A 23,999-nucleotide genomic window follows, 5' to 3' on the forward strand; every position below is an offset into this window, starting at 1 on the left:
GCCCCACGATACGCCTGTCCCCTGCGTAGGACATGTACACAGACTGGCTGCTGTATCAGTCCCTGCAGGCCGCAGCCACTGCGGTGCGTCGCGCCTGGCGCCACGACTGCAGCGCCGCCACGACCAGCCACAGCACCACCGCGGCGATCACCAGCTTCTGTCCGGCACCGCGCGGCGGTCCGCGCCACAGCACGTGCAGCCACAGCAGCGCGAAGCACAACCAGGCCCACCACCAGGCCGGGCCGGCCCAGCGACGCCACTGCGGATCGGCACGCAGGTACCAGCTCTGCAGCAGCATGGCCACGCTCACGCACAGGAAGGCCGTGTTGGCGGCAAGGCCATGCACCAGCGGCGCCAGCAGCGGCGCCTGCTCCGGCAGCCAGCTGTCGCCGATCGCCACGCCCATCAGGCCCAGTCCGGCCACGCAGAACAGCAGCGGTGCGGCCGCACTGCGGCGGGGCGAGCGGCTGGCCGCGTAAAGCGACCAGGCCAGCAGCATGATCGCCACCGCCAGCACGCAGTAGGCAGTGCGCAGCGCCAGGCCCCACGGCCCGTGCAGGTACAGGCTCAGGGTGGCCTGCACCCAGTCCAGGTCCTGGCGCGCCCATTGCGTCCACAGCGCGATGAGCACGAACCCGGCCAGCGCCAGCAGCGCGAGTTGCGCAACATGGGCATGCAGGGGCAGGCGTAAGCGCGGCGCGTCACTCACGACTCGGCCTCGGGGTGGCGCAGCCGCCACGCGGCCAGGGCGGTGCGGTAGCGCTGCAGTTCGTCGCTGTAGAGGTCGAGCACGCACAGCGGGCAACCGCTGCCGCAGCATTCGTTGGGGCCGGGCTCTTCCGGTGCGATCGGGCGCGGATCCGGGTCGGCGGCGGAGGTAGGCAGGGGCACGGGCATGCGCCCAGTGTAAGCGACCCGCTTCAGCGCCCGAGCCGACGGCGCAGGTTGGCGCGCGCGGCGGCGTCCAGCCGCTGGTGGAAAAAGTCGCTCAGGAAGATCCGCGGGCTGCGCAGCAGGTGGCTCAGGAAACGCCGCCGGTTGAGCCGGAACAGGAAGCCCGGGACATGCCCGGCATATTCCTCGGCGATGCCCCGGTCGTACGCGTCGAACACTTCGGCCGGGGCGCCCAGGATCGCCATGTCGCAGTCCAGGAACAGCGCCGCTTCCGCGTCCACGTCGCTGGCGCCGAGCGTACCGTGCTGCGCGGTCAGCAGGATCAGCTGCTCCACCCGCGGCCCGTCCACGCCCGCGCCGGGCAGCCAGCGTTCGATCTGCGCCAGCGCCAGCGCTGCCGAACGCGCTTCATTGTCCTTGCGCCCGGCATCGTAGATGGCGTCGTGATAGAGCGCGGCCAACTGCACTTCGCGGGGATGCTGCCAGCCGGGCCCATCAGCGACGGCCTGGCAGTGCTCCAGCACGGCGCGCACGTGCGCATACCCGTGATAGGCCCGTGGCGGTGCCGCGTAGGCGGCTTCCAGGTCGGCCTGCATGGCCGCCGGCAGGGAGAGCGGTGCGAAGGTCATGGCCGCATCATTGGCCGGGCCTGGGGCCGATGGCAAGCACGACCATGGGCGCAGCAGCCCGACGAGCGGCGCGCGGAGCGCCGCGACCGGGCCTAGACTGAATCCACGAATGCTCCGTCGCCGCTGCGAGGTGACCGCGATGAACGGCTGGAAATCGCTTGCCCTGCTGGCCCTGCTGGGATCGGCCGCCTGCCCTGCGCCTGCGGCGCCGCCGCCCGCCGCCGTGCCCACCGCCTTGCCCGAGACAGCGGTGCAGCCGGTCCCCTCCCCCGAGCAGATCGTGGCCATTCCGCCCGCATTGCGGGCGCTGCTCCAGCAACGCGTCATCGCTGCGGGCACCTCGCGCGAACAGCGGCTGGAGCGCCTGGTGCACCTGATCTTCGATGAAGACGGCATGCACCTGGAGTACGACCCCTACGCCACCAGCACCATTGCCGAAACCTGGCAGACCGGGCGCGCCAACTGCCTGTCGTTCACCCTGATGTTCGTGACCCTGGCGCGCGCCGCGGGGATCGACGCACGCGTGCAGGAGGTGGCGCAGGTGGTCACCTGGCACCAGGACGAAGGCGTGATCTACAACGTCGGCCACGTCAATGTCGGGCTGACCGTCAACGGGCGCACCGCCGTGGTCGACCTCGACCGCAACGTGCTGTACGACCGCTACGGACCGCGCCCGATCACCGAACAGCGTGCGCTGGCCCACTTCTACAACAATCGCGGGGCCGCGCAGATGGCCGACGGCAACACCGCGCAGGCGCGTGCGTACCTGGATGCCGCGATCGCGATGTCGGACGACTTCCCCGCCGGCTGGAACAACCTGGGCGTCCTCGATACCCGCCTGGGCCGGCTGGACCAGGCACGCCATGACTACGAAAAGGCGCTTGAGCTGCAACCCCGGCACGTGGCCGCGCTGACCAATGCCAGCGCGCTGTACCGGAAGCTGGGCGACACGCGCCGCGCCGACCGCCTGGCCGTGCGCCTGCAGCAGGTACAGAAAACCGACCCGTTCGCGCAGTTCCGGCTGGGCAACGAGGCCGAACAGCGCCATGACTATGCCAACGCCATCGACCACTACCAGCGCGCGATCCGCCTGTACGGCACGGCGCACCAGTTCCACTTCGGGCTGGCGCGCGCCTTGTTCCTGGCCGGCGACAGCCGCCGCGCGTCGCGCGAAATGACCCGCGCCCGCGACCTCTCCGGCGAGAACGCCGACACGCTGCGCGCAACCTACCAGGCCAAGCTGGACAGCCTCCAGCGATGGCGGCAGCGCACCGCCGCCAATTGAAGGTCAGGCCTTTTTCAGGAAGCAGGTCTTCAGGACCAACCCCTTGATCTTGTCCGAGTTGCCTTCGATGTGCTCGGCGTCGTCCTCGACCAGGCGGATGTTGCGGATCACGGTGCCCTGCTTCAGCGGGATCGACGAGCCCTTGACCTTGAGATCCTTGATCACCGTCACTGTGTCGCCAGCTTCCAGCACGTTGCCATTGCTGTCGCGCACCACCAGCACCTGGGTGCCCGCGTCGCCGGCCGCCCACTCGAAGCCGCAGTCGGCGCAGATCCACAGCGCGCCGTCGGCGTAGGTGTTTTCCAGGGTGCATTGCGGGCAGGCGGGTACGGCGGACATGATGAAGCCTTCAGGAACGGAACAGCCGCCATTGTAACCGCCCGGCCCGGACGGGCCTTGCACCGGCGGTCCGCTTGCCGCACAGTGCGCGCCCCCTGACCCTTCGGCCCGGCCCGCATGAAAATCGGCATCGACTTTGGTACCAGCAATTCCGCCGCCGCCGCCGTGGTCGAAGGCCGGGTCGTGCCGATCCGCTTCGGCGAGGCCGAACAGTTCCGCACCACGGTGTACTTCCCCGAGGTAATGCGCGACCCCAACGACTTCGCACTGACCCCGGCGCTGGAGCATGAGCTGGCGCGGTTGATCGACGCGGCCGCGCGGGATGCACGCGCGGCCGGGCAGGAACGCGCACCGGACGCGTTGCGCCGCGAAGCGCTGCGCGTGGTGCGCCGGCAGTGGATGGAGGAACAGATGCGGGCGCCGCTGACCTCGACCAAGCTGCTGCAGAACGCGGTGTACGGCGACGAAGCGCTGGAAGCCTACTTCGAGGAGAACGAAGGCAACCTGGTGCAGAGCCCGAAGTCGATGCTGGGCTACAACCTGCACCCGCGCGCGCGCCAGACCATCACCGGCATCGCCACCCACATCCTCGAACACATCCGGCTGACCGCGTCGCGGCAGCTGGACACCGCGGTGCGCACCGCCACCCTCGGCCGCCCGGTGCAGTTCCGCAGTTCGATCGGCGCGGCGGGCAATGACCAGGCGCTGGAGATCCTGCATACCGCGGCGATCGCCGCCGGTTTCGACAGCGTGGATTTCCTGGAAGAGCCGGCCGCAGCGGCCATGCACTACCACGCCGAGAGCGCGCAGGAACACGACACGGTGGTGGTGGATATCGGCGGTGGTACCACCGACGTGGCGCATGCCCGCGTGGGCGGCACGCAGGCGCCGAAGATCCACCGTGCATGGGGGATCGCGCGCGGCGGTACCGATATCGACCTGGCGCTGAGCCTGGGCGCGTACATGCCGCTGTTCGGCCGTGGCAGCAGCCGCGTGCCGGCGCACCACTATGTGGAAGCGGCGATGGTGCAGGACATGACCCGCCAGCGCGATTTCCGCCAGCACGCCTACCGCGACGTGGACGCGCCGTGGGGCAAGCGCCTGCAGGCGCTGCAGGAGACCGGCAACACTGCGCGCCTGTACCGCGAAGTGGAGCGCTGCAAGATTTCGCTGAGCAGCGAGGCGCAGCACGCCAGCGCACTGGATTTCATCGAGCGCGACCTTGGCGTGGCAGTCGAGCGCGCCCGCCTGGAGGGGGCCGCCGGGCAGTACCTGGGCGAGCTCACCGGCCTGCTGGAACAGGTCCGGGCGGACATCGGCCATGATCCGGCCGCGGTCTTCCTCACCGGCGGCATGTCGCGCGCCGGCTACCTGCAGCAGGCCGTGGCAGCGGCCTTCCCGGGGTCGACCCTGGTGCGGGGCAATCCCTCGTTCGGCGTGGTCCACGGGCTGGCCTGGGCGGCGGCAGGCAACGTCTGAAGCCCTTGCGCGGCAAGGGTTTCCAGCCGTGGAACCGCCGCATTAACAAAACGTTACGCCGAAAGCGCTATCATTTTTCGGCTTCGATGCGCAATGCGCATGTCGTCTCCAGCCTCGTAGAGGCCATCATCCCCGCCGATGTTGGTGCCATGGACCTGTCCGTGGCGTCGGGATCGTCTTTCGCCAGGAGAAACTGGATTGGGCGCATGCGCCGAGCCGGACACCATCGACTGCCGCCGCTGCGACGCGGTGTGCTGTCGGTTGTCGGTAACGGTGATGCCCGACGACGCGGTGCCGGCCTATCTGCTGGATACCGATGAAGCCGGCCGTACCGTGATGGCACGCAACGACGAAGGTTGGTGCGCTGCGATCGACCCCTATCACCTGCGCTGCACGATCTATTCGCAGCGCCCCGCGATCTGCCGCCAGTTTTCGATGGGCGGCGATGACTGCCGCACCGTGCGGCAGGACTACCGTCGACAGCAGCACGAGGCGTCGACGTTTTTTCCCACGTAGTACCCATGACAGGAGCATCCATGGCCCGTTCGCCAAAGACCTCCCCCAAGGCAGGCAACACCGTTCGCGTTGACCGCAAGCAGGGTTCCAACACCGCAATGAGCAGCGCCAGCATCGCCGCCGACCTGGCCGCGTTCCGCAAGAGCGGTGGCAAGATCGAAGTACTGGGCAATACCCTGGCGCTGAAAAAGGCCGGCTGATGCCGCAGCCGTCCGCACCGGCCCTGGGCCGGTGCGGGGGCCGCACTCAGCGGCCGCCGAGCGTGACTTTCACGCTGCCCGAGTGGGCATTGATCGAGATGTCCCCGTCGCCGCCTCCCAGGCGCGCGTCCAGGCTGCGGCCCGGACCGTAACGCGGCCTTTCCACCTGGCCCACGGGTGAGCTGATGCCACCGCTGAAGGTCTTCACCGCCAGGCGCGCCGACACCTGCGCCGGCAGGCTCAGGCTGATCGAACCACTCACCGTTTCCAAGGTCACCTTGCCGCCCGGCGCGAGCCCGGCTGCGCCGACCTTCAGGCTGCCCGACACCGCTTCGGCCGCCAGCCGCTGCACCTTCGCCGCATCCAGCGTGATGTTGCCCGACACGGTGCCTACCGACACGTCGCCTGCGCCGCCACCGGCCTGGATGGAGCCGCTCACCGCGCGCAGTTCAAGCCGCGGGGTCTGCACCTGCGAGCGGATGCTGCCACTCACCGAGGCCAGGTTGGTTTCGCCGCTGCGCCCGCTGGCGGCGACATCGCCGCTGACCGCGTTTGCCTGCAGCCGACGCAGGTCCACCTCGGCCACGTCGATGTCCGCACTGACCGTGCCCAGCTGCACTTCCACCGAACGCGGCACCCGCAGTTCCAGGGTGGCGCCGCCGCTGTTGCCGTTGCGCGGGTAGATCACCTCCCACCGTACCCGGTTGGCGCTCTTGTCCTGCTGCAGGCGCAGGCCGTCGGCCAGGCTGCCGCTGAGGGCCACTTCATTGCGGTCCCAGCCACGCACAGTGACCTTGCCGGCGATATTGCTGAGTTCGACCCGCCCACCGGCGGCCAGCGGGTGGCGTTCGTCGACGCGGGTGGCGGCCTGCGCGGCCAGCGGCAGCAGCAGCGCGAGGGCAACAAGGTAACGCTTGGACAGGGGCATGGGTCTCTCCTTCAGGATGGCAGGCCAGCGGCGTTGACGGCCTGCTGGGTCAGTTCAAGGCGCAGCGCGTAGGTACGCTGCAGCTGGGTCAGCAGGAACCCGGAGCGCGGGTTCTCGGCAAGGGCGGCGCGGATGGTGCCCGCGCTGGAATCAAGTTCGTGCAGCGCCGGCTGCCAGTCCGCGCCGATCCGGTCCGCCGGCAGGGCCGCCATGGCCTGCTGGTACTCGGCGGCCATGACATCGGCCTGGCGCTGCAGCGGCGTGGGGCGCGGGGTCGGCGGCGGCGCGGTCGGCACCACCATCAGCACCGCCAGCGCGGCGGCCAGGCCAAGGCCGATGCGCAGCGGCCAGCGCCGTGCCGGACGCGTGGGCGCTGGCATGGGCACCACGGCCGTGCGGGGCGGCAACCGGGCGGCGATGCGCTGCCAGGTGTGGGCAGGCGGCAATCGTTCGGCCGGCAGCGCGCGCAGGCGCGCCTGCAGGTCGTCATGGAAAGCGTTGTCGTCGTGATCGTTCATGCGGGTTCTCCCAGGCGCGCGCGCAGCAGGCCGCGCGCACGGTGCAGCTGTGCCTTGGAACTGCCGACCGCCATCTGCAGCTGTTCGGCGATTTCATGGTGTTTCCAGCCTTCGATGTCGTGCAGCACCAGCACCGCCCGGGCGCGCGGCGGCAGCGTTTCCAGCGCGCGCTCCAGGTCCAGCGTGGTGCCCGCGCAGCGGTCGAACGAGGGCACTGCGGCCAGCATTGCGCCATCGTCTTCGCCGCTGTCGGCCGCATCGCGCGCCGCATTGGCACGCAGCTCCATCAGCGCGGCGTTGACCCCCAACCGGTGCAGCCAGGTGCCCAGGCTGCTGTCGAAACGGAAGCCCGGCAGTGCGCGCCAGGCCTGCAGGAAGGCTTCCTGCAGTGCATCCTCGGCACGGGCGGCCTGGCCACCGCACAGCCGCCACAGCACCGCATACAGGCGCGGCGCGTGCCGGTGGTAAATGCGCTCGTAGGCAGCCGTGTCGCCGGCCACGGCGGCCCGCACCAGGGCGGACTCGTCGGTGGGGTCGGCGTCGTTGGCGGCGCGGAGGGCGGGCATGGTCGTATCGAGCATATCCCTTGGATGCGGGCGCCATCGAAAAGGTTTAAGCCGGGCCGGTTAAACCTTTTCGCCGGCGGCTGCATCCAATCTCCTGTCCCCGCGAAGGATCGCCCCAGGAGGTCCGCATGTCGCCCACGTGTCTTGCCCTGCTGTTGTCGCTGGCCACCGCCTGTACCCTGCCCGGCAGCCCGGTGACGCTGCGCGTGTCGCCACCGCCGCGTGCCGACCTGTGCGTGCAGTACGAGCAGCGGGCGCCGTTGTGCGTGTCGGGGTTGGTAAACTGGCGGGCATGAAAGAACACCTGCCTGCCTGGACCCATGAATGGCTGCAATACGGCGCGCCCGCACTGCAGATCCTGCTGACCCTGCTGGTCGCGTGGCTCGTTCGCCTCATTGCGCGGCGCCTGCTGCGCCGACTTGGCGAGCACTACACACTGCCGCCGGAGATGGTGATGGGCGCGCGCCGCGTGTTCACCTTCGTGGTGTATTTCGCGGTACTGATGGTGGTGCTGCAGATCATCGGGGTGCAGGCCAGCGTGCTGTGGACGGCGTTCACCGGCTTTGCCGCCGTGGGCGCGGTGGCGTTCTTCGCGGCATGGAGCGTGCTCTCCAACATCTTCTGCACGCTGCTGATCTTCACCACCCGCCCGTTCCGCCTGCACGATTGCATCGAAGTGCTGGAGAACGGCGAGAAGCCAGGCCTCAAGGGCCGGGTGATCGACGTCAACCTGATCTACACCACCCTGCAGGAAAATGCCGGCGGCCATGAAGGCACCGTGCTGCAGATTCCCAACAACATGTTCTTCCAGCGCACCGTGCGCCGCTGGCGCGATCCGTCGCAGGCCCCGGGTGGCATCCAGGGCGATGGCTGATCACCAGATCAGGTCGTCTGGCACCTGGAACTGCGCGTAGTAGGCGTCGTCTTCCGCATTGCCCGTGCTGGGCTCTGCATTGCCCCGGTCCTTGCCGTTGTCGAGCACGATGGCTGACGTGTCGCGTTCGCGGATCTTCTCGGCAGCCGCGCGTGGGACCAGTTCGAAGCCCTCGCCCAGGCGCACGATCACCAGGCTGCCCGCCGCCAGCTGCCGGCGCAGCAGCTCGTTGACCAGCATCGTGCGGATCAGGCTGCCATCATTGAAGCGGTATTCGCTTTCGCCTTCACGCTTGACCCGGTTGCTTTCGATGATCTGCCGGACCTGCGCCTGCAGTTCCTGCTGGCGTCCCTTTTCCTTGCGCTCGGCTTCGATCGCGCGGTCGCGCTCGGCCTTTTCGGCACGCAGGCGGTCGGCTTCGCGCTGGCTTTCGGTGGGCGCCACCGGGGCCTTGCCGTGGCGGGCCTTCACCTGTTCGCGCGCGGCCTGGGAGACCTGGGACTTCTTGACCAGCCCGGCCTTGAGCAGCTGTTCCTGCAGGGGATTTGCCTTCGCCATTGCCTGTACGTCTGTTGTTGCGGGAATCCAGGGGCCATCATACTGCCCTGCATGACCGCCCTGAAATACCTCGCCGGCTACCCCGACGCCCTGCAGCAGCAGGTGCGCGAGCTGATCGCGGCCGACCGCCTGGGGCCGTGGCTGGAGCGCCGTTACGCCGAGCTGCATACGGTGCGCAACGACCGCCAGCTGTACGACTACACCCAGGCGCTGAAGGAGCGCTACCTGCGCCAGTCGGTGCCGCTGTCCAAAGTGCTCTACGACAGCCGCCTGCAGGTGCTCAAGCACGCGCTGGGCACCCACACCACCATTTCACGGGTGCAGGGCAGCCGGCTCAAGGCCAGTCGCGAGATCCGCATCGCCAGCGTGTTCCGCGAGGCCCCGGCGCCGTTCCTGAAGATGATCGTGGTACATGAACTGGCGCATCTGAAGGAAGCGGACCACAACAAGGCCTTCTACCAGCTGTGCACGCACATGGAGGCGGACTACCACCAGCTGGAATTCGACCTGCGGCTATACCTGACCCACCTGGAGCGGCCCGGCGCCTGAACGCGGCGACCGGCCCGAGCCAGTACACTGCCCGCCCCCACCCCGTTTCCTGCTGCCTGCCCCATGACCGACCCGATCCGACTCGACAAACGCCTGACCAGCCTGATCGGCTGCTCCCGTGGCGACGCCCAGCGCTACATCGAGGGCGGCTGGGTCACGGTCAATGGCACCGTGGTCGAACAGCCGCAGGCGATGGTCACCGACGAAGTGATGGTGCTGCGCGACAACGCGGAGGCGACCCGCGCCGAAACCGTGACCATGCTGCTGCACAAGCCGGCCGGCATGCCGGCGGCCGACATGTGCGCGATGGTCACCCCGGACAGCCGCAGCGAACTGGACGCCACCGGCGTGGCCCTGCTGCAGCGGCATTTCCACGGCCTGCAGCTGGCGATGCCGCTGCCGGCCGAAGACAGCGGCCTGGTCGTGGTCAGCCAGGACGGGCGCGTGGTGTCCTACCTGAAGGACCGCGGCGCGACGCTGGAACAGGAATACCTGGTGGAAGTCACCGGCGAGCTGGCCCCCTACGGCATGCGCCGGCTGGCCCATGGCCTGAGCTTCCGCAACTGGCCGCTGCCGCCGTGCAAGGTCAGCTGGCAGAACGAAACCCGCCTGCGCTTTGCGATCAAGCCGGTGCACCCGGGCCAGCTGCGCGACATGTGCGGCCAGGTTGGGCTGGAGGCGGTCAGCGTGCGCCGCCTGCGCGTGGGCCGGGTCGCCCTGGGCAAGCTGGCGCCGGGCCAGTGGCGCTACCTGGCCCCCGACGAGCGCTTCTGATCCCGCCCGGTGCCGTGCACTCGCAGTGCACGCGCGCCCCGCTTAGGATCGGCGCATGACCGAAAAGATGCCGTTGTGGCGCCGGTTGCTGCGCGGCGTGTGCGTGGTGCTGGCGATCCTGATCCTGCTGGTGCTCAGCGGCCTGCTGCTGGGCGACCACCTCACGCCCAAGGCGATGGGGCCACACAGCACGGTGCTGCCCCTGCAGCCGGCCCAGGGCCCGATCGACCGCGAAGTGGTGCGCCTGCAGGCCCAACACCCGGGCCAGTCGGGCGTGGCGTTCCTGTCCGAAGGGCTGGATGCCTATGCCGCGCGCGCGGTGGTCACCCGCCACGCGGCGCGCAGCCTGGACCTGCAGTACTACATGTGGAAGGACGACCTGATCGGCCACCTGATGGCGCAGGAGCTGTACCAGGCCGCCGAGCGCGGCGTGCGCGTGCGCCTGCTGCTGGACGACATGAACGCGCAGGACAAGGACGCGCTGATGATGGCGCTCGATGAGCACCCCAACATCGAGATCCGCCTGTACAACCCGTTCCGCAACCGCGACGGGCTGTGGCGGCTGGTGGAGATGGTGCAGCGCTTCTTCAGCGTCAACCACCGCATGCACAACAAGCAGTGGATCGCCGATGGGCGCGTGGCGATCGTGGGCGGACGCAACATCGGCGAGGAGTACTTCAGCGCGCGCAGCGACGTGAACTTCCGGGACCTGGACCTGCTGGTGGCGGGCAAGGCGGTGCAGCAGGCCAACACCATTTTCGACGCGTACTGGAACAGCGAAGCGGCGGTGCCGGTGGCGGCCCTCGCCTTCCATACCCCGGCCCAGCTGCGCCTGTTGATGCTGGAATCGGCGCACGAGGCCAAGCTCGACGCGGCACAGCCCTACCTGCAGCGGGTGGAGCGTTCGGAGTCAGCGCGCAGGTTTGGGCTCAACGAGGTCAAGCTGCACTGGTCGCCGAATGTGGAGATCATTTCCGACCCGGCCATGAAGCATCGCCGCGACGACCAGGCCAACTGGCTGGTGACCCGGCTGGTGCGCGACCTTGGCGCGACGCGCGACAAGGCGCTGCTGATCTCGCCGTACTTCGTGCCCGGCGACGAAGGCGAGCGCGGTCTGGCGGCGCTGGTGGAGCGCGGTGCGTACGTTGGCGTGGTCACCAACTCGCTGGCGGCCAACGACGTGGCGGCAGTGCACAGCGGCTACATGCACTATCGCCTGCCGCTGCTGCAGGACGGCGTGCACCTGTACGAACTGAAGTCGCGCGGTCCGGGCGGCGGTGGCAGCGGCCCGTTCGGCAGCAGCGGCGCGAGCCTGCATACCAAGGCGTTCCTGATCGATGACAAGCGCGGCTTTGTCGGTTCATTCAATCTTGACCCGCGTTCGGCGTATCTCAACACCGAGATGGGCGTGATGTTCGAGGACCGCGCATTGGCAGCGGAGCTGCGCGAGGAGTATCTGCGCCTGGCCAGCCCGAAGATGAGTTACTGGGTGACGCGCACGCCGGACAATGAGGTGCGGTGGTTGGATTGGGCGGAAACGCCGCCGACGTTGTTGGACCGGGAACCGGATACGTCGTTCAAACAACGGGCCGTGGCACGGGTGATCAGCTGGTTGCCGCTGGAATCGCAGTTGTGAGGGGTTCCGTGGGACACGCGCGGCGTGTCGCTACGCGTCTCCCACCTCATCCCCATCCAACGTCTCTACCCCGCGCCCATGCAGCCGGCGCCAGATCCATTGCAACGCGTGCGCCGGGGTACCCTCCAGCTGCTCCAGCAGCGCGGAGGCCTGGGCCTGGCTGATCCGGCCGTGCCGGCACAACAAGCTGGCCGACGCCGCCGCGCGCGCGAAGCGCAGGCTGGCCGCCAACCCACCGCCACTGGCCTCGCCGTCGCGCAGCAGGGCTTCATGCACCGACGGCGGCAGCTCCCAGGCCGCAGCAATCCGGCTGGCGACCGGCAGGCTCCAGGTGTCCAGCAACGTGCTGGCCAGCGCCTGCGAGGGCACCGCGCCATGCTGCCAGGCGGCGTCCAGCAGCTGCCGCATCACCAATGCCGCGCCCAGGCCCTGGGTCAGGCCCATCCACTGCGCGGCAAAGGCATCTTCGTGGGTCACCAGGCGTGCATGGTCGGCCGCCGCGCGCGAGGCAAGCAACGCGTGTTCCCAGACCACCGTGCCGAACTGCGGGAAGGCGTCGCTGTGCAGCTGCATGACCGGCTGCACCAGCACCGCACTGATGATCTGGCGGATGCCGTCGGTGCCCACCAGGGTCACCGCACGCTGCAGGCTGTCCACCGGCTTGGCCTGCAGCCGATAGACCGGACTGTTGGCGATGCGCAGCAGGTTGCCGGTCAGCACCGCGTCCTGGCCGATGATGGAGGCCATGCTGCGCGCCGAGGCGTCGCTGTCATTCACGGTCTGGATCAGCTGCGGCAACAGCTGCGGACGACGCGGCAGGTGCCGGGCCGACCAGTCCTGCGCCTCCAGCGCCGCCGCCACGGCCGCCTGCAGCGCGGCGTCCTGGGCCCCCGCAGCGCGATCCACCCCGCCGCTGCCGGGCCCCAGGGCCAGCGCATGCAGCCCGGCCTGCAAGGTCCCTGCCGGGTCGCCTGCGGTGGGCACAGCGGCCACTGGCAGGTGTGGATCGGCGGCAGCCGCGCGCCGTGCCACGGGCGCCGCTGCCGGGCGTCGATACAGACCCCAGCCCACGCCCGCGGCCACCAGCAGACCCGCCGCCCCGACCAGAAGCGCGGTCATCGGCCCGGCCCCGTCGGGGCGGGGCTCTTTTTCTGGATTGTTGCCACTGCACCCACGTCTGACCTGTCCTGGCTTGCCGGTACCGCGCACCGTTGCCACGGCATCGGCCCGGAACCCGTCAACTTTAGGGTTGTCCCACGGCGGTCACCGCCCGCTGACAACGTCGTCGGGCGGAATGCACTAGAATGGCGCCGCGCGACCCGTCCTGCCGAACCGACGACGTCGCTTTTTTTGTTTTGCACCCCACCTTTTGCTGGTTCGTTCGCCGCTGTTGGCCGACGTTCGCACCATCGGAGTCGCCATGTTATTTGAAACCCTCGAAACGTCCGGTCACGAACAGGTGGTGTTCTGCCACAGCGGCGATGCCGGCCTGAGGGCGATCATCGCCATCCACAACACCACCCTGGGCCCGGCCCTGGGCGGGGTGCGCATGCGGCCGTATGCCAGCACCGACGAGGCGTTGGCCGATGCACTGCGGCTCAGCCGCACCATGACCTACAAGAACGCGCTGGCCGGCTTGAACGTGGGCGGCGGCAAGGCGGTGATCATCGGCGATCCGCGCAGGGACAAGACCGAAGTGCTGTTCCGCGCGTTCGGACGCTACGTGGATTCGCTGGGCGGGCGTTACATCACCGCCGAGGACGTCGGTACCGACGTCAACGACATGGAAAACATCTACCTGGAAAGCGAGTTCGTTACCGGCGTGCACCAGGTGCATGGCGGCTCGGGCGACCCGGCACCGTTCACCGCCTATGGCGCGCTGCAGGCGCTGATGGCGGCCATGCAGCACAAGCTGGGCCATGAAGAAGTCGGCAAGGTCAGCATCGCGGTGCAGGGCCTGGGCCACATTGGCATGGAACTGGTGAAGCTGCTGCGCGACCGTGGCGCCAAGCTCTTCGTCACCGACCTGGACAGCAGCCTGGTCGAGCGCGCGGTCACCGAATACGGTGCCGAAGCGGTGAAGCCGGACGACATCTACGACGTGAATGCCGACGTGTTCGCGCCGTGCGCACTGGAAGGCGCGATCAACCCTCAGACCCTGCCGCGGCTGAAGTGCAAGATTGTCTGCGGTACCGCCAATAACCAGCTGTCCAGCCTAGAGGTTGGCGACGAGCTGCACGCGCGCGGCATCCTGTATGCGCCCGATTACGCGGTCAACGCTGGTGGCGTGATGAATGTCTCGCTGGAGATCGACGGCTACAACCGCGAACGCGCGATGCGCCTGATCCGCAGCATCTACCACAACCTGGGCCGGATCTTCGCGCTGTCGCAGCAGGAAGGCATCGCACCGCAGCGTGCGGCCGACCGCATTGCGGAAACGCGCATCCAGTCGATCGGCAAGTTGAAGATGCCGCTGGGCCGTGCCGTACCGCGCCTGGGCAAATTGCGCGGCGGCTGAGGTAGAGCCGGCCGCCGGCCGGCTCCACGCACTGCCAACACAAAGACGCCGGGGCATGCCCCGGCGTCTTCATTTCATCAGAACGCTGCCGAATAACGCAGCGCCACCTGGCTCAGATCGCCGCGCGGACCGAAGCGCTGGTCGTAACCGAACGACAGCTGCGAGGTGCGGGTCAGCCACGACTGCACCGACACCCCAAACAGGCCGCCGGAACGCGCCGGCTGCAGGCCGGCCACCGGCGCCCATGCGTCCACGCCGACGAAGCTGGCGTCGAAGCCCAGGCCTTGGCTCGACAGGGTGTGCTGCCACTCGGCATAGCCGCGCAGCGACCAGCCCCCCAGCAGCGTCTCGGCACGCAGGCCGGCCAGCGCCTGGCTGCGGCTGGAGGTGCGGCTGTCGGCACGCAGACCGAAACCGAAGCCCCCGTCTTCGCTGAAGCCGTTGCTGCCCACGCGCGCATAGTCGGCGCCGACGTACGAGGTCAGCGACATCGTCCTGTCGCCGAAGCGGTAGCCCGATTCCGCACTGGCCGTACTGAAGTCACCGCTGTAGCGGGTATTCACCCCGTACTGGGCGGCACCCAGCAGCAGCTGGCGGTCGATCTCGCGGGTGAACTGGCCGGCACCGAGCTGGCCCAGCGTGTACGCATTGCCGTTACTCCAGCCGGCATACATCTGCGCCTGCGACTGGCGGTCGCGACCGCTGTCGCCGCCCCACTCGCGGCTGCTGTTGCTGCGGGTTTCGCCGAACGCGAAGCCGAGCACGCCGTTGCTGCCCAGCGCCATGTCCTGGCCCATCATCCAGCCCTGGGTCTGGAACCCGCTGCCGGCAAAGCTGCCCTGCCCGGCTTCACCCAGCGAGCTCTGCCAGGCGCCACGCAGGCGCGGCGAGGCAGAGACCGTGTCGAAGCGCGACGACAGCGCGCGACGGTTCATGTCCAGGTTGTCAAAGGTCATGCCGGTGGCCAGGCTGTGCGCCTTGCCCGACAGGCTCTCCAGGCTCGCCTGCAGCGCAGGCGCCCCCTCAACACGCTGCAGCTGGCCTGCCGCATCGGCAAAGCCGTCGTCGGCTCCAGCACCCTGGTCCAGCTGCACAAAGGCCTGCTCCACGCGCCCGGCAGACGCAGCGGAAATAATGCCGAGGCCGGCCGTGGCGGCGGTGGCGGAGACATTGGCACGGCGGATGTTGAGCGACGCGCTGGTCGCGTCGTATACGAACGAAGCGTCCAGCAACGTCACCGATCCGCCCCGGCGAGTCGCTCCGAATTGGCCGGTAAGTCCTCCCGCCGCCTGGATGATCGGTTGCACCTGGTTGTCCATCGGCACATAGCCGGACACGGCCTGTTCCACTACCAGGGTGCCGCCCTGCAGCGTGGCCGTCCCCCTCACCTGCAACGGCGACGCGCCCAGTGCCGTGATGAACTCGGCGGTGGAACTCTGCACGTAGTTGCCCTGGATCACCGCCGTTGTATTGGCCGTCACCAGGGCCACGCGTGAATCATTGTTCACGTTACCGCTGATCCGCGTAGTCCCGGCACCGAACTGCAACGTGGACGGCGTAGGCGGATTGATCATGTACCCCCTGCCCACGTCCACGGACGTGGCCAAGGTCGCCCCGTCGCGCAGGGCCAAAGTGCCGCGCACGATTTCCACTTTGCCTGTGAACGTGTTCTTGCCCGCCAGGACGAGGGTGCCGTCGCCGTCCTTGTAGATGCCGCCGGTACCGCTGATGTCGTTGCTCCAGACACTGAGCTCGATGTTTGCAGGCACATCAGGGGAAAGTCCGAACCAGGTGCTGGCAGGGCCGTTGAGCGCCTTGGCGACGTTCAGCAAACCGTGTCCGAAGACAGCGTCCACGCCCGGGGAGCCCAGGTCGGTCGCGGTATCAAGAATGGTCCGCTGGACTTCGATGTTGTTGAAGTAAGGGTACTTCTGCCAGACCAGCGCGGCCGCACCCGAGACCAGCGGCGCCGCGTAGGACGTGCCCCCGCCCCAGTATTGTTTTGCACCGGCCGCCGAGGTGGCGGTGGGATCGACGTAGACCGCTTCGCCGGGCGCTGCAAGGCAGTAATCAGCGGCCACGCCACAGGCGTTGGCGTAGGACGCCAGCTCCGTGGGCTTACTCGAATTCACCGCAGTGACGGCAAGCCACATTTCTGCCAGCTCCCGGGCCGTGGTGCTACCGGCAGGCTCAGGCTGGCTTGGCAGCGCGGCCATGTTGGATGGATTAGGCTTGCTTTCGTTGCCCGTAGCGAACACCACCAGACCGCCGTGCTGGAACGCGAATGGCGCATATTCGGCGGCGATGGCCGCTGTGGTGCTCGCGTCGTTCCAGTACAACCCGCCCCACGAGTTGTTCATGATCTTCACGCCGTCCTTGATCAGGTCCTGGTGGACCGTAGCAAGTCCCAGCGAGCCAGTTACCTGGTTGCCGCTGCCAGTGCCATCGTCGGCGGGTGCCTTGTCCGCGATGATGCGGGCCGACACGATCGACGCACCCGGGGCGACACCGCCGGGCCAGTTGCCCACCGCGGTTCCCGCAGCGAGTGAAGCGACGGTCGTCCCGTGCCCTACGACGTCGTCCACCGCAAGGTTGTTTTTTGCGGGGTCTACGTAATTGCGACTGGAAACGACCCTGCCATTCAAGCTGGGATGGGCCCGATTCACCCCTGAATCGACGACCCCGATGCGGATGCCCGAGCCGGTGAGCCCTTGGCGATCCTTGGCGTTGATGATGGCAAGGTGCGCGTCTATTGCCGGCTGGGTGACACTGCCGTCCGGCGGGGGCGTGACCGGCGGAGTCACGGGCGGCGTGACCGGCGGGGTCACCACCGGCGGCGTCACCGGCGGCACCACGGGCGCCGGTGGCAGATCGCCCCGGGTATTTCCACCGCCACCGCCGCCACACGCGCTCAAAGCCACCGCCAGCGCGACGGCCAGCATGTTCCTGTTGAATACTGCCTGCTTCATCCCTGCTCCCCCGAAACGTAATGGAACCACGTGCGGCGTCCTGCCTTGCCGGCCGACACCGGTGATAACGCTCGACCCCCTATACTGGGTCCCCCCACGCAGTCTGACGGGAAACCGCGCCGTAATCCATGGCATGGGTTCCTATTTCGTAAATCGCTCACGCAACAAACGAGATTGCCATGTCCAATATTGTCATCGCCGCGGCCAAGCGGACCGCCATCGGCTCCTTCCTCGGCCAGTTCAACGGCGTGCCCACCCCGACCCTGGGCGCCACCGCCATCGCGGCCGCCCTGGCCCAGTCCGGCGTGCCGGCAGCGGACGTTTCCGAAGTGATCATGGGCTGCGTGCTGCCGGCCAACCTCGGCCAGGCCCCGGCCCGCCAGGCCGCGGTCGCCGCCGGCATCCCCTATTCCACCGGCGCCACCACCCTCAACAAGGTGTGCGGCTCCGGCATGAAGGCGATCATGCTGGGCCATGACCTGATCAAGGCCGGCACCGCCAGCATCGTGGTCGCCGGCGGCATGGAGTCGATGTCCAATGCGCCGCACCTGCTGCCGAACTCCCGTACCGGCAACCGCTTCGGCAACTTCCAGGCGGTCGACCACATGGCCCACGACGGCCTGGTCAACGCCTACGACGGCAAGGCCATGGGCGAATTCGCCGAGTGCGCGGTGGACAAGTACCAGGTGACCCGCGAGGAGCAGGACGCCTACGCCATCGAATCGGTGCGCCGTGCCCAGGCCGCGCAGGCGGCCGGTGCGTTCGACGACGAGATCGTCGCGGTGAAGGTCGCCGGTCGCAAGGGCGAGGTCGAGTACGCCCAGGATGAGCAGCCGGGCCGCTCGGACATCGCCAAGATCCCGACCCTGCGCCCGGCCTTCAAGAAGGACGGCACGGTCACCGCCGCCAGCTCCTCGAGCATCTCCGACGGCGCCGCCGCCGTGGTCCTGCTGGCTGAAGACGACGCGACCGCGCGTGGTCTGCAGCCGCTGGCCCGGATCGTCGCCCATGCCACCCACTCGCAGGAACCGGAATGGTTCACCACGGCACCGATCGGCGCGATCCACAAAGTGCTGGAAAAAGCCGGCTGGAGCCTGGACCAGGTCGACCTGTTCGAGATCAACGAAGCGTTCGCGGTTGTCGCCATGGCCCCGATCCGCGAACTGGGCATCCCGCATGAAAAGGTCAACGTGCATGGCGGTGCCTGCGCATTGGGCCACCCGATCGGTGCTTCGGGTGCGCGGCTGGTGGTCACCCTGGTCAACGCCTTGCGCAAGCGTGATGCAAAGCGCGGAATTGCTACACTGTGCATCGGCGGCGGTGAGGCAACGGCCATCGCCATCGAATTGATTTGATTGGAATTAACACCCGTTTCGCAAAAATGAATGCGGGATCGCTTGACAGCCCAACGTGGCTTGTCATCATGTTGCCGGGCGCGCAATAGCGCGTTGCCTAATCTAACGACGAGGATTCACACTAATGAGCATCAACAAGCTGCTGATCGCAATGGCCCTGGGCCTGGCTCTGACCGCCTGCTCGAAGCAGGAACAGGCTGCTGACGCCGCCGCTTCGGCCAACGAAGCCGCTGCCGACGCCCAGGTCGCTGCCGACCAGGCCGCTGCTGCTGGGGCCCAGACCGCCGACGCTGCCCAGGCTGCTGCCGACACCGCCACCACCGCTGCTGACGCTTCGGCTGATGCCGCTGCCCAGGCTGCTGGCGCTGCCACCGACGCGACCGCCGACGCTGCTGCCGACGCTGCCAAGGCCGGTGAAGCCACCGCCGAGCAGGCCAAGGACGCTGCTGAAGAAGCCAAGAAGTAATAACTTCTTTCTTCAAGCAAGTCTGAAGAAGCCGCTGGTTCGCCAGCGGCTTTTTCTTTGGGTGCCTTCCGGCACGCACCGCGCCTTCACGGGCCGGTGAATAGGATCGGCCTCCCTTACACGTGACGGAGAGCGCCATGAAGATTCGTTCGATCACCACCCCGCTGATGGCCGCTTCGCTGCTGCTGGCGCTGGTCGCCTGCAAGGGCCCGGAAGCCGAGCAGGCGCGCGCCGATGCCGCGCAGGCTGCAGACAGCACCGGCGAGGCTGCGCGCGCTGCCGTGGACCAGGCGGCCGCCTCCACCCGCAATGCCGCCGACGAAGCCGCTGCTGCGTCCGAACGCGCTGCCGCCGATGTGCAGCCGGCGCTGGACCGTGCGGCGGATGCGACCGCTGCGGCGGCGGCCGATGCCAAGGTGGCTGCGCGCGACGCCGCCGCGCATGCCAGCGACGCTACCGCCAACGCGGCTGAGAAAGTGGCCGACAAGGCACGTGACGTGGCCGACGACGCCCGCCAGAACGCGGACGAAGCGAAGCACTGATGTGTTGCGTGGAGCCGGGCAGAGCCCGGCTCTACGGTCACCGGGTCAGGGCAGCGCCCGCGACATCACCGCCTGAAGGTCGATGCCTTCGGGCAACGTACCAAACGCCATGCCATGTTCGCCGGCCAGCCGCGAACGTACGAACGCCTCAGCCACCGGACTCTGCGCACGCAGCAACACCGCTGCCTGCAGCAACAACGCCAGGCGCTCGGTCACTACCCGCGCCTGGGCCTCTGAAGGTGTCGCCGACAACACCGCGCGCAGCGCCTGCACGGCCGCGTCGTAGTTCGCATCGATCCCGGACACGCTATCCAGCTCCGCCTCCAGCACCGGCAGCGCCTGCGGTTCGCGCGCCAGCGCGCGCAGCACGTCCAGGCACTGGATGTTGCCGCTGCCTTCCCAGATCGAATTCAACGGCGCCTGTCGGTACAGGCGCGGCAGCATCGACTCTTCCACATAACCCGCGCCACCGAGGCACTCCTGCGCTTCGTTGACGAACACCGCCGCGCGCTTGCACACCCAGTACTTGCCCACCGCCGTCGCAATCCGCGCAAAGGCGGCTTCGTGTGCATCGTGCGGCGCCTGGTCGACCGCGCGCGCCACGCGCATCGCAAAGGCGGTCGCAGCTTCGGATTCGATCGCCAGGTCGGCCAGCACGTTGGCCATCAACGGCTGTTCGCTCAGCCGTCGACCGAACGCGCTGCGATGGCGGGTGTGGTGCAGCGCCTGGGCCAGCGCCATGCGCATTTCGGCTGCCGCGCCGAGCATGCAGTCCAGCCGGGTCATCATCACCATGCCGATGATGGTGGCCACGCCCCTGCCCTCCTCGCCGACGCGGCGCGCCCAGGCGCCGCACAGTTCCACCTCGCTGGACGCGTTGGACCAGTCACCCAGCTTGTCCTTCAGGCGCATCACGCGGAACGCATTGCGGTTGCCGTTGGCCAGCCGCCGCGGCATCAGGAAACAGGTCAGCCCGGCCGGCGCCTGTGCCAGCACCAGGAATGCATCGGACATCGGCGCGGAGAAGAACCACTTGTGCCCGACCAGCGCATAGCTGCCGTCTTCGCGCAGCTCGGCACGGGTGGTGTTGCTGCGCACGTCCGAACCGCCCTGCTTTTCGGTCATGCCCATGCCGAGGGTAATGCCGGCCTTGTCGGCCATCGGCACATCGCGTGGGTCGTACACCGGCGCGGCAGCCTTCTCGGCCCAGTCGGCCAGCAGTGGATCCTGGCGCAGCACGGCCACCGCCGCATGGGTCATGGTCAGCGGGCAGCTGGTACCCGCTTCGGCCTGGTGATGCAGGAAACTGAGCGCTGCACGCGCCACGTGCGCGCCGCTTCGTCCGTCCTGCCACGACAGCCCGGCCACGCCGTGGCGTTTGGCCAGGTCCATCAGCTGGTGGTAGGCCGGGTGGAACTCCACCGTATCGATGCGGTGGCCCTGCGCGTCGTGCGTGCGCAGCCGTGGCCGATCCCGATTGGCGTCGAAGCCGAGCCGGTACAGCGTATCGCCCGCGATGCCACCGTACGCCTGCAGCGCACCAATGAATGCGGCGCCGCCTTCGCGCTGCACGGCGTCAGCCAGTGCCACATCGTCGGCCCACAGGTTGCGCCCGCCGAACGGCGGTGGCTGGTTGGTGACCTCGTGGGTTTCAAATGCAGGCAGAGCGGACATCATGGTGCGAGCCTCCTGGCAGAAGCCCTGATTCTGCCGCATCCGCGCGCGGGCCGCCGTTCAGCCGGATTCTCACCTCCTGCACGAGCGCGGCGGCACAGTGCAGGCATGAGCGAACGTGCTGCATCCAACGACCTGGTGGTGCTGCGTCCGGAGGGGCTGTATTGCCCGGCCGGCGATTTCCACATCGACCCATGGCGCCCGGTGCCGCGTGCGGTGATCACCCATGGCCACGGCGACCATGCACGCAGCGGCATGGGGCAGTACTACAGCAGCACCGGCAGCGTGCCGATCCTGCGCTGGCGGTTGGGCGACGTACCGCTGCAGGCGTACGACTACGGTGAACCGTTCACGCTGGGCGACGTCCAGGTCTCGCTGCATTCGGCCGGCCACGTGCTGGGCTCGGCACAGGTGCGCATCGACGATGGCCGCCAGGTGTGGGTGGCCTCGGGCGACTACAAACGCCAGCCCGACCCGACCTGCGCGCCGTTCGAGGTGGTGCCCTGCGACGTGTTCATCACCGAGGCCACCTTCGCCCTCCCGATCTACCGCTGGCAGGACACGCGCGAGGTTGCAGCCGAGATCGTGGCGTGGCGCCGCGAATGCGAACAGCGCGGCGAAGCGGCGATCCTGCTCTGCTATGCACTGGGCAAGGCGCAGCGCGTGCTGGCCGAACTGCTGCCGCTGGACGACCAGCCGGCGTGGCTGCACGGCGCCATCGCCAACGGTGTGGCGGTGTACCGCGAGGCCGGCATCCCGATGCTGGAAACGCATACCGTGGCCGAGCAGGGTCGCGAACCGGACGCGGCCGGCAAGTTGATCCTGGCCCCGCCGTCCGCCGCAGGCACCACTTGGCTGCGTCGCTTCGGCAAGCATCAGCTCGGGTTTGCCTCGGGCTGGATGCGGCTGCGTGGCAACCGTCGCCGGCGCAACTACGACCGCGGCTTCGTGGTGTCCGACCACGCCGACTGGCCGGCGCTGCTGCAGACCATCGAACAGACCGGCGCGCAGCGTGTGATCGCCACCCACGGCAACACCGATGCGCTGATTCCCTTCCTGCGCGAGCGCGGCATTGCCGCCGAAGCGTTCCGCACCGATTTCGGGAGCGAGGAATGAGAGCCTTCGCCGCGCTGTACCAGCGCCTGGATCGCAGCACCGCAACGCTGGACAAGCGCGCGGCGCTGGTCGCGTATTTCCGCGATGCGCGCGCGCACGATGCCGCGTGGGCGCTGTACCTGCTCAGCGGCGGCAAGGTCGGCGGTGCGCGGCGGAAGATTGCCGCCAGCGGCGAACTGCGTGCGTGGATCGCCGAGGCTGCCGATCTGCCGACGTGGCTGGTGGCCGACAGTTACGACCAAGTGGGCGACCTCGCCGAAACCCTGACCCTGCTGCTCGACGATCCGGTGGAGAGCGCACCGGACCGTCCGCTGGCCGACTGGATTGAAACGCACCTGCTTGCCGTGGCCAACCAGCCCGAACCGGTGCGGCGCGCGGCGGTCGAGGCCGGCTGGAACACGTTGCCGGCGTCCGAACGGCTGGTCTTCAACAAGCTGCTGACCGGCGCGTTGCGGGTGGGTGTGTCGCAACGGCTGGTGCAGCAGGCGCTGGCCGAGTTGTCGGGCATCGATATCGCGCGCATCGCGCAGCGCATGCTGGGCGACTGGGTGCCATCTCCCGGCCTGCTTGCCACGCTGCTGAGCGCGGAAGAACTCCCCGAAGACCGCCAGCAGCCTTACCCGTTCTACCTGGCCTCGCCGATTGAAACCGATGTCGCCGGGCTGGGACCGATTGGCGACTGGACGTTGGAATGGAAATGGGACGGCATCCGTCTGCAGCTCCTGCGGCGGAAAGGCGAGGTCGCGCTGTGGTCGCGTGGCGAAGAACGCCTGGACGGACGCTTTCCGGAAATCGAAGCCGCGGCCATGGCGCTGCCCGACGGCACCGTGATCGATGGCGAGCTGCTGGCCTGGCGCGACGGCGAAACGCAGCCGATGCCCTTCACCGCGCTGCAGACCCGCATCCAGCGCCGCAAGCCCGGGCCGAAAACCCTGGCCGATACGCCGGTGCGGGTGCTTGCGTACGACCTGTTGGAATTGAAGGGCGTCGACCTGCGCGAGCAACCGCTCGTCGAACGTCGCGCGCAGCTGGCGGAGGTACTCGCTGCGCTTGGCGATCCGCGCGTGGTGCTTTCACCCACGGTCGATGCGGCCAACTGGGACGACGCGGCAACCCAGCGCACCCAGGCGCGCGAACGCGGGGTGGAAGGCCTGATGCTCAAGCGCAGCAGTTCCACCTATCAGAGTGGGCGCCGGCGCGGCGACTGGTGGAAGTGGAAGATCGAGCCACTCACCATCGATGCGGTAATGATCTACGCGCAGGCCGGTCACGGCCGCCGCAGCACGCTGTACACCGATTACACCTTCGGCGTGTGGGACGGCGAAACGCTGGTGCCGGTGGCCAAGGCGTACTCGGGCCTGGACGACAAGGAGATCCTGGCGCTGGACCGCTGGATCCGCGCCAATACCGTGGAGCGCTTCGGCCCCGTGCGCAGCGTGCGCGGCGAGCAGGTGTTCGAGCTCGGCTTTGAAGCGGTCAACCGCAGCAGCCGGCATAAGTCGGGCATTGCGGTGCGCTTCCCGCGGATCCTGCGCTGGCGCCACGACAAGCCCGCCAGTGAAGCAGATACCCTGGCGCAGCTGCAGGCCCTGGCGCGGTGAGCCGACGCGCGGC

Annotated in this window: 26 protein-coding genes; 15 read left to right on the plus strand and 11 right to left on the minus strand. The window is 68.4% G+C overall.

Annotated elements, in window-relative coordinates; translation table 11 throughout:
• Positions 1–55 precede the first annotated feature (55 nt).
• The 3 genes from PDM28_RS13735 to PDM28_RS13745 are packed head-to-tail and all read right to left on the minus strand — an operon-like array spanning position 56 to position 1,523.
• Positions 56–709, minus strand: a complete 654-nt coding sequence (locus PDM28_RS13735; RefSeq protein ID WP_172448058.1) for a DUF998 domain-containing protein — start codon at positions 707–709, stop codon at positions 56–58.
• Entirely contained in the window at positions 706–897 is a 192-nt protein-coding gene (locus PDM28_RS13740) for an oxidoreductase-like domain-containing protein (protein ID WP_311182457.1), read from the minus strand. Before PDM28_RS13740 ends, PDM28_RS13735 begins: the two co-directional genes overlap by 4 nt.
• Positions 898–920: 23 nt before the next feature.
• The gene (locus tag PDM28_RS13745; protein ID WP_311182458.1) at positions 921–1,523 is read right to left on the minus strand and encodes an HD domain-containing protein; all 603 of its coding nucleotides are present in this window, start codon (positions 1,521–1,523) and stop codon (positions 921–923) included.
• Positions 1,524–1,632: 109 nt separating this feature from the next.
• Between PDM28_RS13745 and PDM28_RS13750 the strand changes: the two genes are divergently transcribed.
• Positions 1,633–2,808, plus strand: a complete 1,176-nt coding sequence (locus PDM28_RS13750) for a tetratricopeptide repeat protein (protein WP_311182460.1) — start codon at positions 1,633–1,635, stop codon at positions 2,806–2,808.
• Positions 2,809–2,811: 3 nt separating this feature from the next.
• Here PDM28_RS13750 and PDM28_RS13755 read toward each other — a convergent pair whose 3' ends face one another.
• Positions 2,812–3,147, minus strand: coding sequence for a zinc ribbon domain-containing protein YjdM (locus PDM28_RS13755; protein WP_102944424.1), 336 nt, complete (start codon positions 3,145–3,147; stop codon positions 2,812–2,814).
• Between the two features lie 117 nt (positions 3,148–3,264).
• Here PDM28_RS13755 and PDM28_RS13760 point away from each other — a divergent pair, with 117 nt between their 5' ends.
• The 3 genes from PDM28_RS13760 to PDM28_RS13770 all read left to right on the plus strand — a co-directional run bounded on the left by PDM28_RS13760 (position 3,265) and on the right by PDM28_RS13770 (position 5,342).
• Entirely contained in the window at positions 3,265–4,626 is a 1,362-nt protein-coding gene (locus PDM28_RS13760) for an Hsp70 family protein (protein ID WP_311182462.1), read from the plus strand.
• A gap of 225 nt (positions 4,627–4,851) precedes the next feature.
• Complete coding sequence (locus PDM28_RS13765) at positions 4,852–5,142, plus strand: YkgJ family cysteine cluster protein (RefSeq protein ID WP_102944989.1); 291 nt, start codon at positions 4,852–4,854, stop codon at positions 5,140–5,142.
• A gap of 20 nt (positions 5,143–5,162) precedes the next feature.
• On the plus strand, positions 5,163–5,342 hold the full coding sequence (locus PDM28_RS13770) for a hypothetical protein (RefSeq protein ID WP_102944422.1): 180 nt from the start codon (positions 5,163–5,165) through the stop codon (positions 5,340–5,342).
• A 46-nt stretch (positions 5,343–5,388) separates the two neighbouring features.
• Here PDM28_RS13770 and PDM28_RS13775 read toward each other — a convergent pair whose 3' ends face one another.
• The 3 genes from PDM28_RS13775 to PDM28_RS13785 are packed head-to-tail and all read right to left on the minus strand — an operon-like array spanning position 5,389 to position 7,369.
• Positions 5,389–6,270: a DUF4097 family beta strand repeat-containing protein gene (locus tag PDM28_RS13775; RefSeq protein ID WP_311182463.1), complete on the minus strand. Its 882-nt coding sequence runs from the start codon at positions 6,268–6,270 to the stop codon at positions 5,389–5,391.
• 11 nt (positions 6,271–6,281) lie between these two features.
• A complete protein-coding gene (locus PDM28_RS13780) occupies positions 6,282–6,788 on the minus strand; it encodes a hypothetical protein (RefSeq protein ID WP_311182464.1) in 507 nt (168 codons plus the stop codon).
• A complete protein-coding gene (locus PDM28_RS13785; protein ID WP_311182466.1) occupies positions 6,785–7,369 on the minus strand; it encodes an RNA polymerase sigma factor in 585 nt (194 codons plus the stop codon). The genes PDM28_RS13780 and PDM28_RS13785 overlap by 4 nt, the downstream gene beginning before the upstream one ends.
• A 113-nt stretch (positions 7,370–7,482) precedes the next feature.
• On the opposite strand from PDM28_RS13785, the gene PDM28_RS13790 reads away from it, so the two are divergent.
• Both PDM28_RS13790 and PDM28_RS13795 read left to right on the plus strand, forming a co-directional pair.
• Entirely contained in the window at positions 7,483–7,650 is a 168-nt protein-coding gene (locus PDM28_RS13790; RefSeq protein ID WP_311182467.1) for a hypothetical protein, read from the plus strand.
• Positions 7,647–8,228 carry a mechanosensitive ion channel family protein gene (locus PDM28_RS13795; RefSeq protein ID WP_311182468.1) on the plus strand — a complete coding sequence of 194 codons (582 nt, stop codon included), beginning with the start codon at positions 7,647–7,649 and terminating at the stop codon, positions 8,226–8,228. Before PDM28_RS13790 ends, PDM28_RS13795 begins: the two co-directional genes overlap by 4 nt.
• Here PDM28_RS13795 and PDM28_RS13800 read toward each other — a convergent pair whose 3' ends face one another.
• Positions 8,229–8,786, minus strand: coding sequence for a DUF2058 domain-containing protein (locus PDM28_RS13800; protein ID WP_311182470.1), 558 nt, complete (start codon positions 8,784–8,786; stop codon positions 8,229–8,231).
• A 51-nt stretch (positions 8,787–8,837) separates the two neighbouring features.
• Between PDM28_RS13800 and PDM28_RS13805 the strand changes: the two genes are divergently transcribed.
• The 3 genes from PDM28_RS13805 (at position 8,838) to PDM28_RS13815 (ending at position 11,745) form a co-directional block, all read left to right on the plus strand.
• Positions 8,838–9,335, plus strand: a complete 498-nt coding sequence (locus PDM28_RS13805; RefSeq protein WP_311182471.1) for a M48 family metallopeptidase — start codon at positions 8,838–8,840, stop codon at positions 9,333–9,335.
• A gap of 63 nt (positions 9,336–9,398) precedes the next feature.
• Positions 9,399–10,109 carry an rRNA pseudouridine synthase gene (locus PDM28_RS13810; protein WP_311182472.1) on the plus strand — a complete coding sequence of 237 codons (711 nt, stop codon included), beginning with the start codon at positions 9,399–9,401 and terminating at the stop codon, positions 10,107–10,109.
• A gap of 55 nt (positions 10,110–10,164) precedes the next feature.
• Positions 10,165–11,745: a phospholipase D family protein gene (locus PDM28_RS13815; protein WP_311182474.1), complete on the plus strand. Its 1,581-nt coding sequence runs from the start codon at positions 10,165–10,167 to the stop codon at positions 11,743–11,745.
• 30 nt (positions 11,746–11,775) lie between these two features.
• On the opposite strand, the gene PDM28_RS13820 is transcribed toward PDM28_RS13815, so the two are convergent.
• Positions 11,776–12,864, minus strand: coding sequence for an HDOD domain-containing protein (locus tag PDM28_RS13820; protein WP_311182476.1), 1,089 nt, complete (start codon positions 12,862–12,864; stop codon positions 11,776–11,778).
• Positions 12,865–13,165: 301 nt separating this feature from the next.
• Here PDM28_RS13820 and PDM28_RS13825 point away from each other — a divergent pair, with 301 nt between their 5' ends.
• Complete coding sequence (locus tag PDM28_RS13825) at positions 13,166–14,263, plus strand: Glu/Leu/Phe/Val dehydrogenase dimerization domain-containing protein (protein ID WP_311182477.1); 1,098 nt, start codon at positions 13,166–13,168, stop codon at positions 14,261–14,263.
• Between the two features lie 77 nt (positions 14,264–14,340).
• On the opposite strand, the gene PDM28_RS13830 is transcribed toward PDM28_RS13825, so the two are convergent.
• Positions 14,341–17,232, minus strand: coding sequence for a S8 family serine peptidase (locus tag PDM28_RS13830; RefSeq protein WP_311182478.1), 2,892 nt, complete (start codon positions 17,230–17,232; stop codon positions 14,341–14,343).
• 179 nt (positions 17,233–17,411) lie between these two features.
• Here PDM28_RS13830 and PDM28_RS13835 point away from each other — a divergent pair, with 179 nt between their 5' ends.
• From PDM28_RS13835 to PDM28_RS13845, 3 genes are all read left to right on the plus strand, one after another.
• Complete coding sequence (locus tag PDM28_RS13835; RefSeq protein WP_102944411.1) at positions 17,412–18,587, plus strand: thiolase family protein; 1,176 nt, start codon at positions 17,412–17,414, stop codon at positions 18,585–18,587.
• Between the two features lie 124 nt (positions 18,588–18,711).
• Positions 18,712–19,053: a hypothetical protein gene (locus PDM28_RS13840; protein ID WP_102944410.1), complete on the plus strand. Its 342-nt coding sequence runs from the start codon at positions 18,712–18,714 to the stop codon at positions 19,051–19,053.
• Between the two features lie 137 nt (positions 19,054–19,190).
• The gene (locus tag PDM28_RS13845; RefSeq protein WP_102944409.1) at positions 19,191–19,595 is read left to right on the plus strand and encodes a hypothetical protein; all 405 of its coding nucleotides are present in this window, start codon (positions 19,191–19,193) and stop codon (positions 19,593–19,595) included.
• Between the two features lie 45 nt (positions 19,596–19,640).
• Here the strand turns inward: PDM28_RS13845 and PDM28_RS13850 are convergent, their stop codons facing one another.
• Positions 19,641–21,272, minus strand: a complete 1,632-nt coding sequence (locus PDM28_RS13850; RefSeq protein WP_311182479.1) for an isovaleryl-CoA dehydrogenase — start codon at positions 21,270–21,272, stop codon at positions 19,641–19,643.
• A 105-nt stretch (positions 21,273–21,377) separates the two neighbouring features.
• Here PDM28_RS13850 and PDM28_RS13855 point away from each other — a divergent pair, with 105 nt between their 5' ends.
• On the plus strand, positions 21,378–22,385 hold the full coding sequence (locus PDM28_RS13855; protein ID WP_102944408.1) for a ligase-associated DNA damage response exonuclease: 1,008 nt from the start codon (positions 21,378–21,380) through the stop codon (positions 22,383–22,385).
• Positions 22,382–23,986, plus strand: a complete 1,605-nt coding sequence (locus tag PDM28_RS13860; protein ID WP_102944407.1) for an ATP-dependent DNA ligase — start codon at positions 22,382–22,384, stop codon at positions 23,984–23,986. The genes PDM28_RS13855 and PDM28_RS13860 overlap by 4 nt, the downstream gene beginning before the upstream one ends.
• Positions 23,987–23,999 lie beyond the last annotated feature (13 nt).

The sequence above is a fragment of the Stenotrophomonas aracearum genome (assembly GCF_031834615.1).
Classification (GTDB): Bacteria; Pseudomonadota; Gammaproteobacteria; order Xanthomonadales; family Xanthomonadaceae; genus Stenotrophomonas; species Stenotrophomonas aracearum.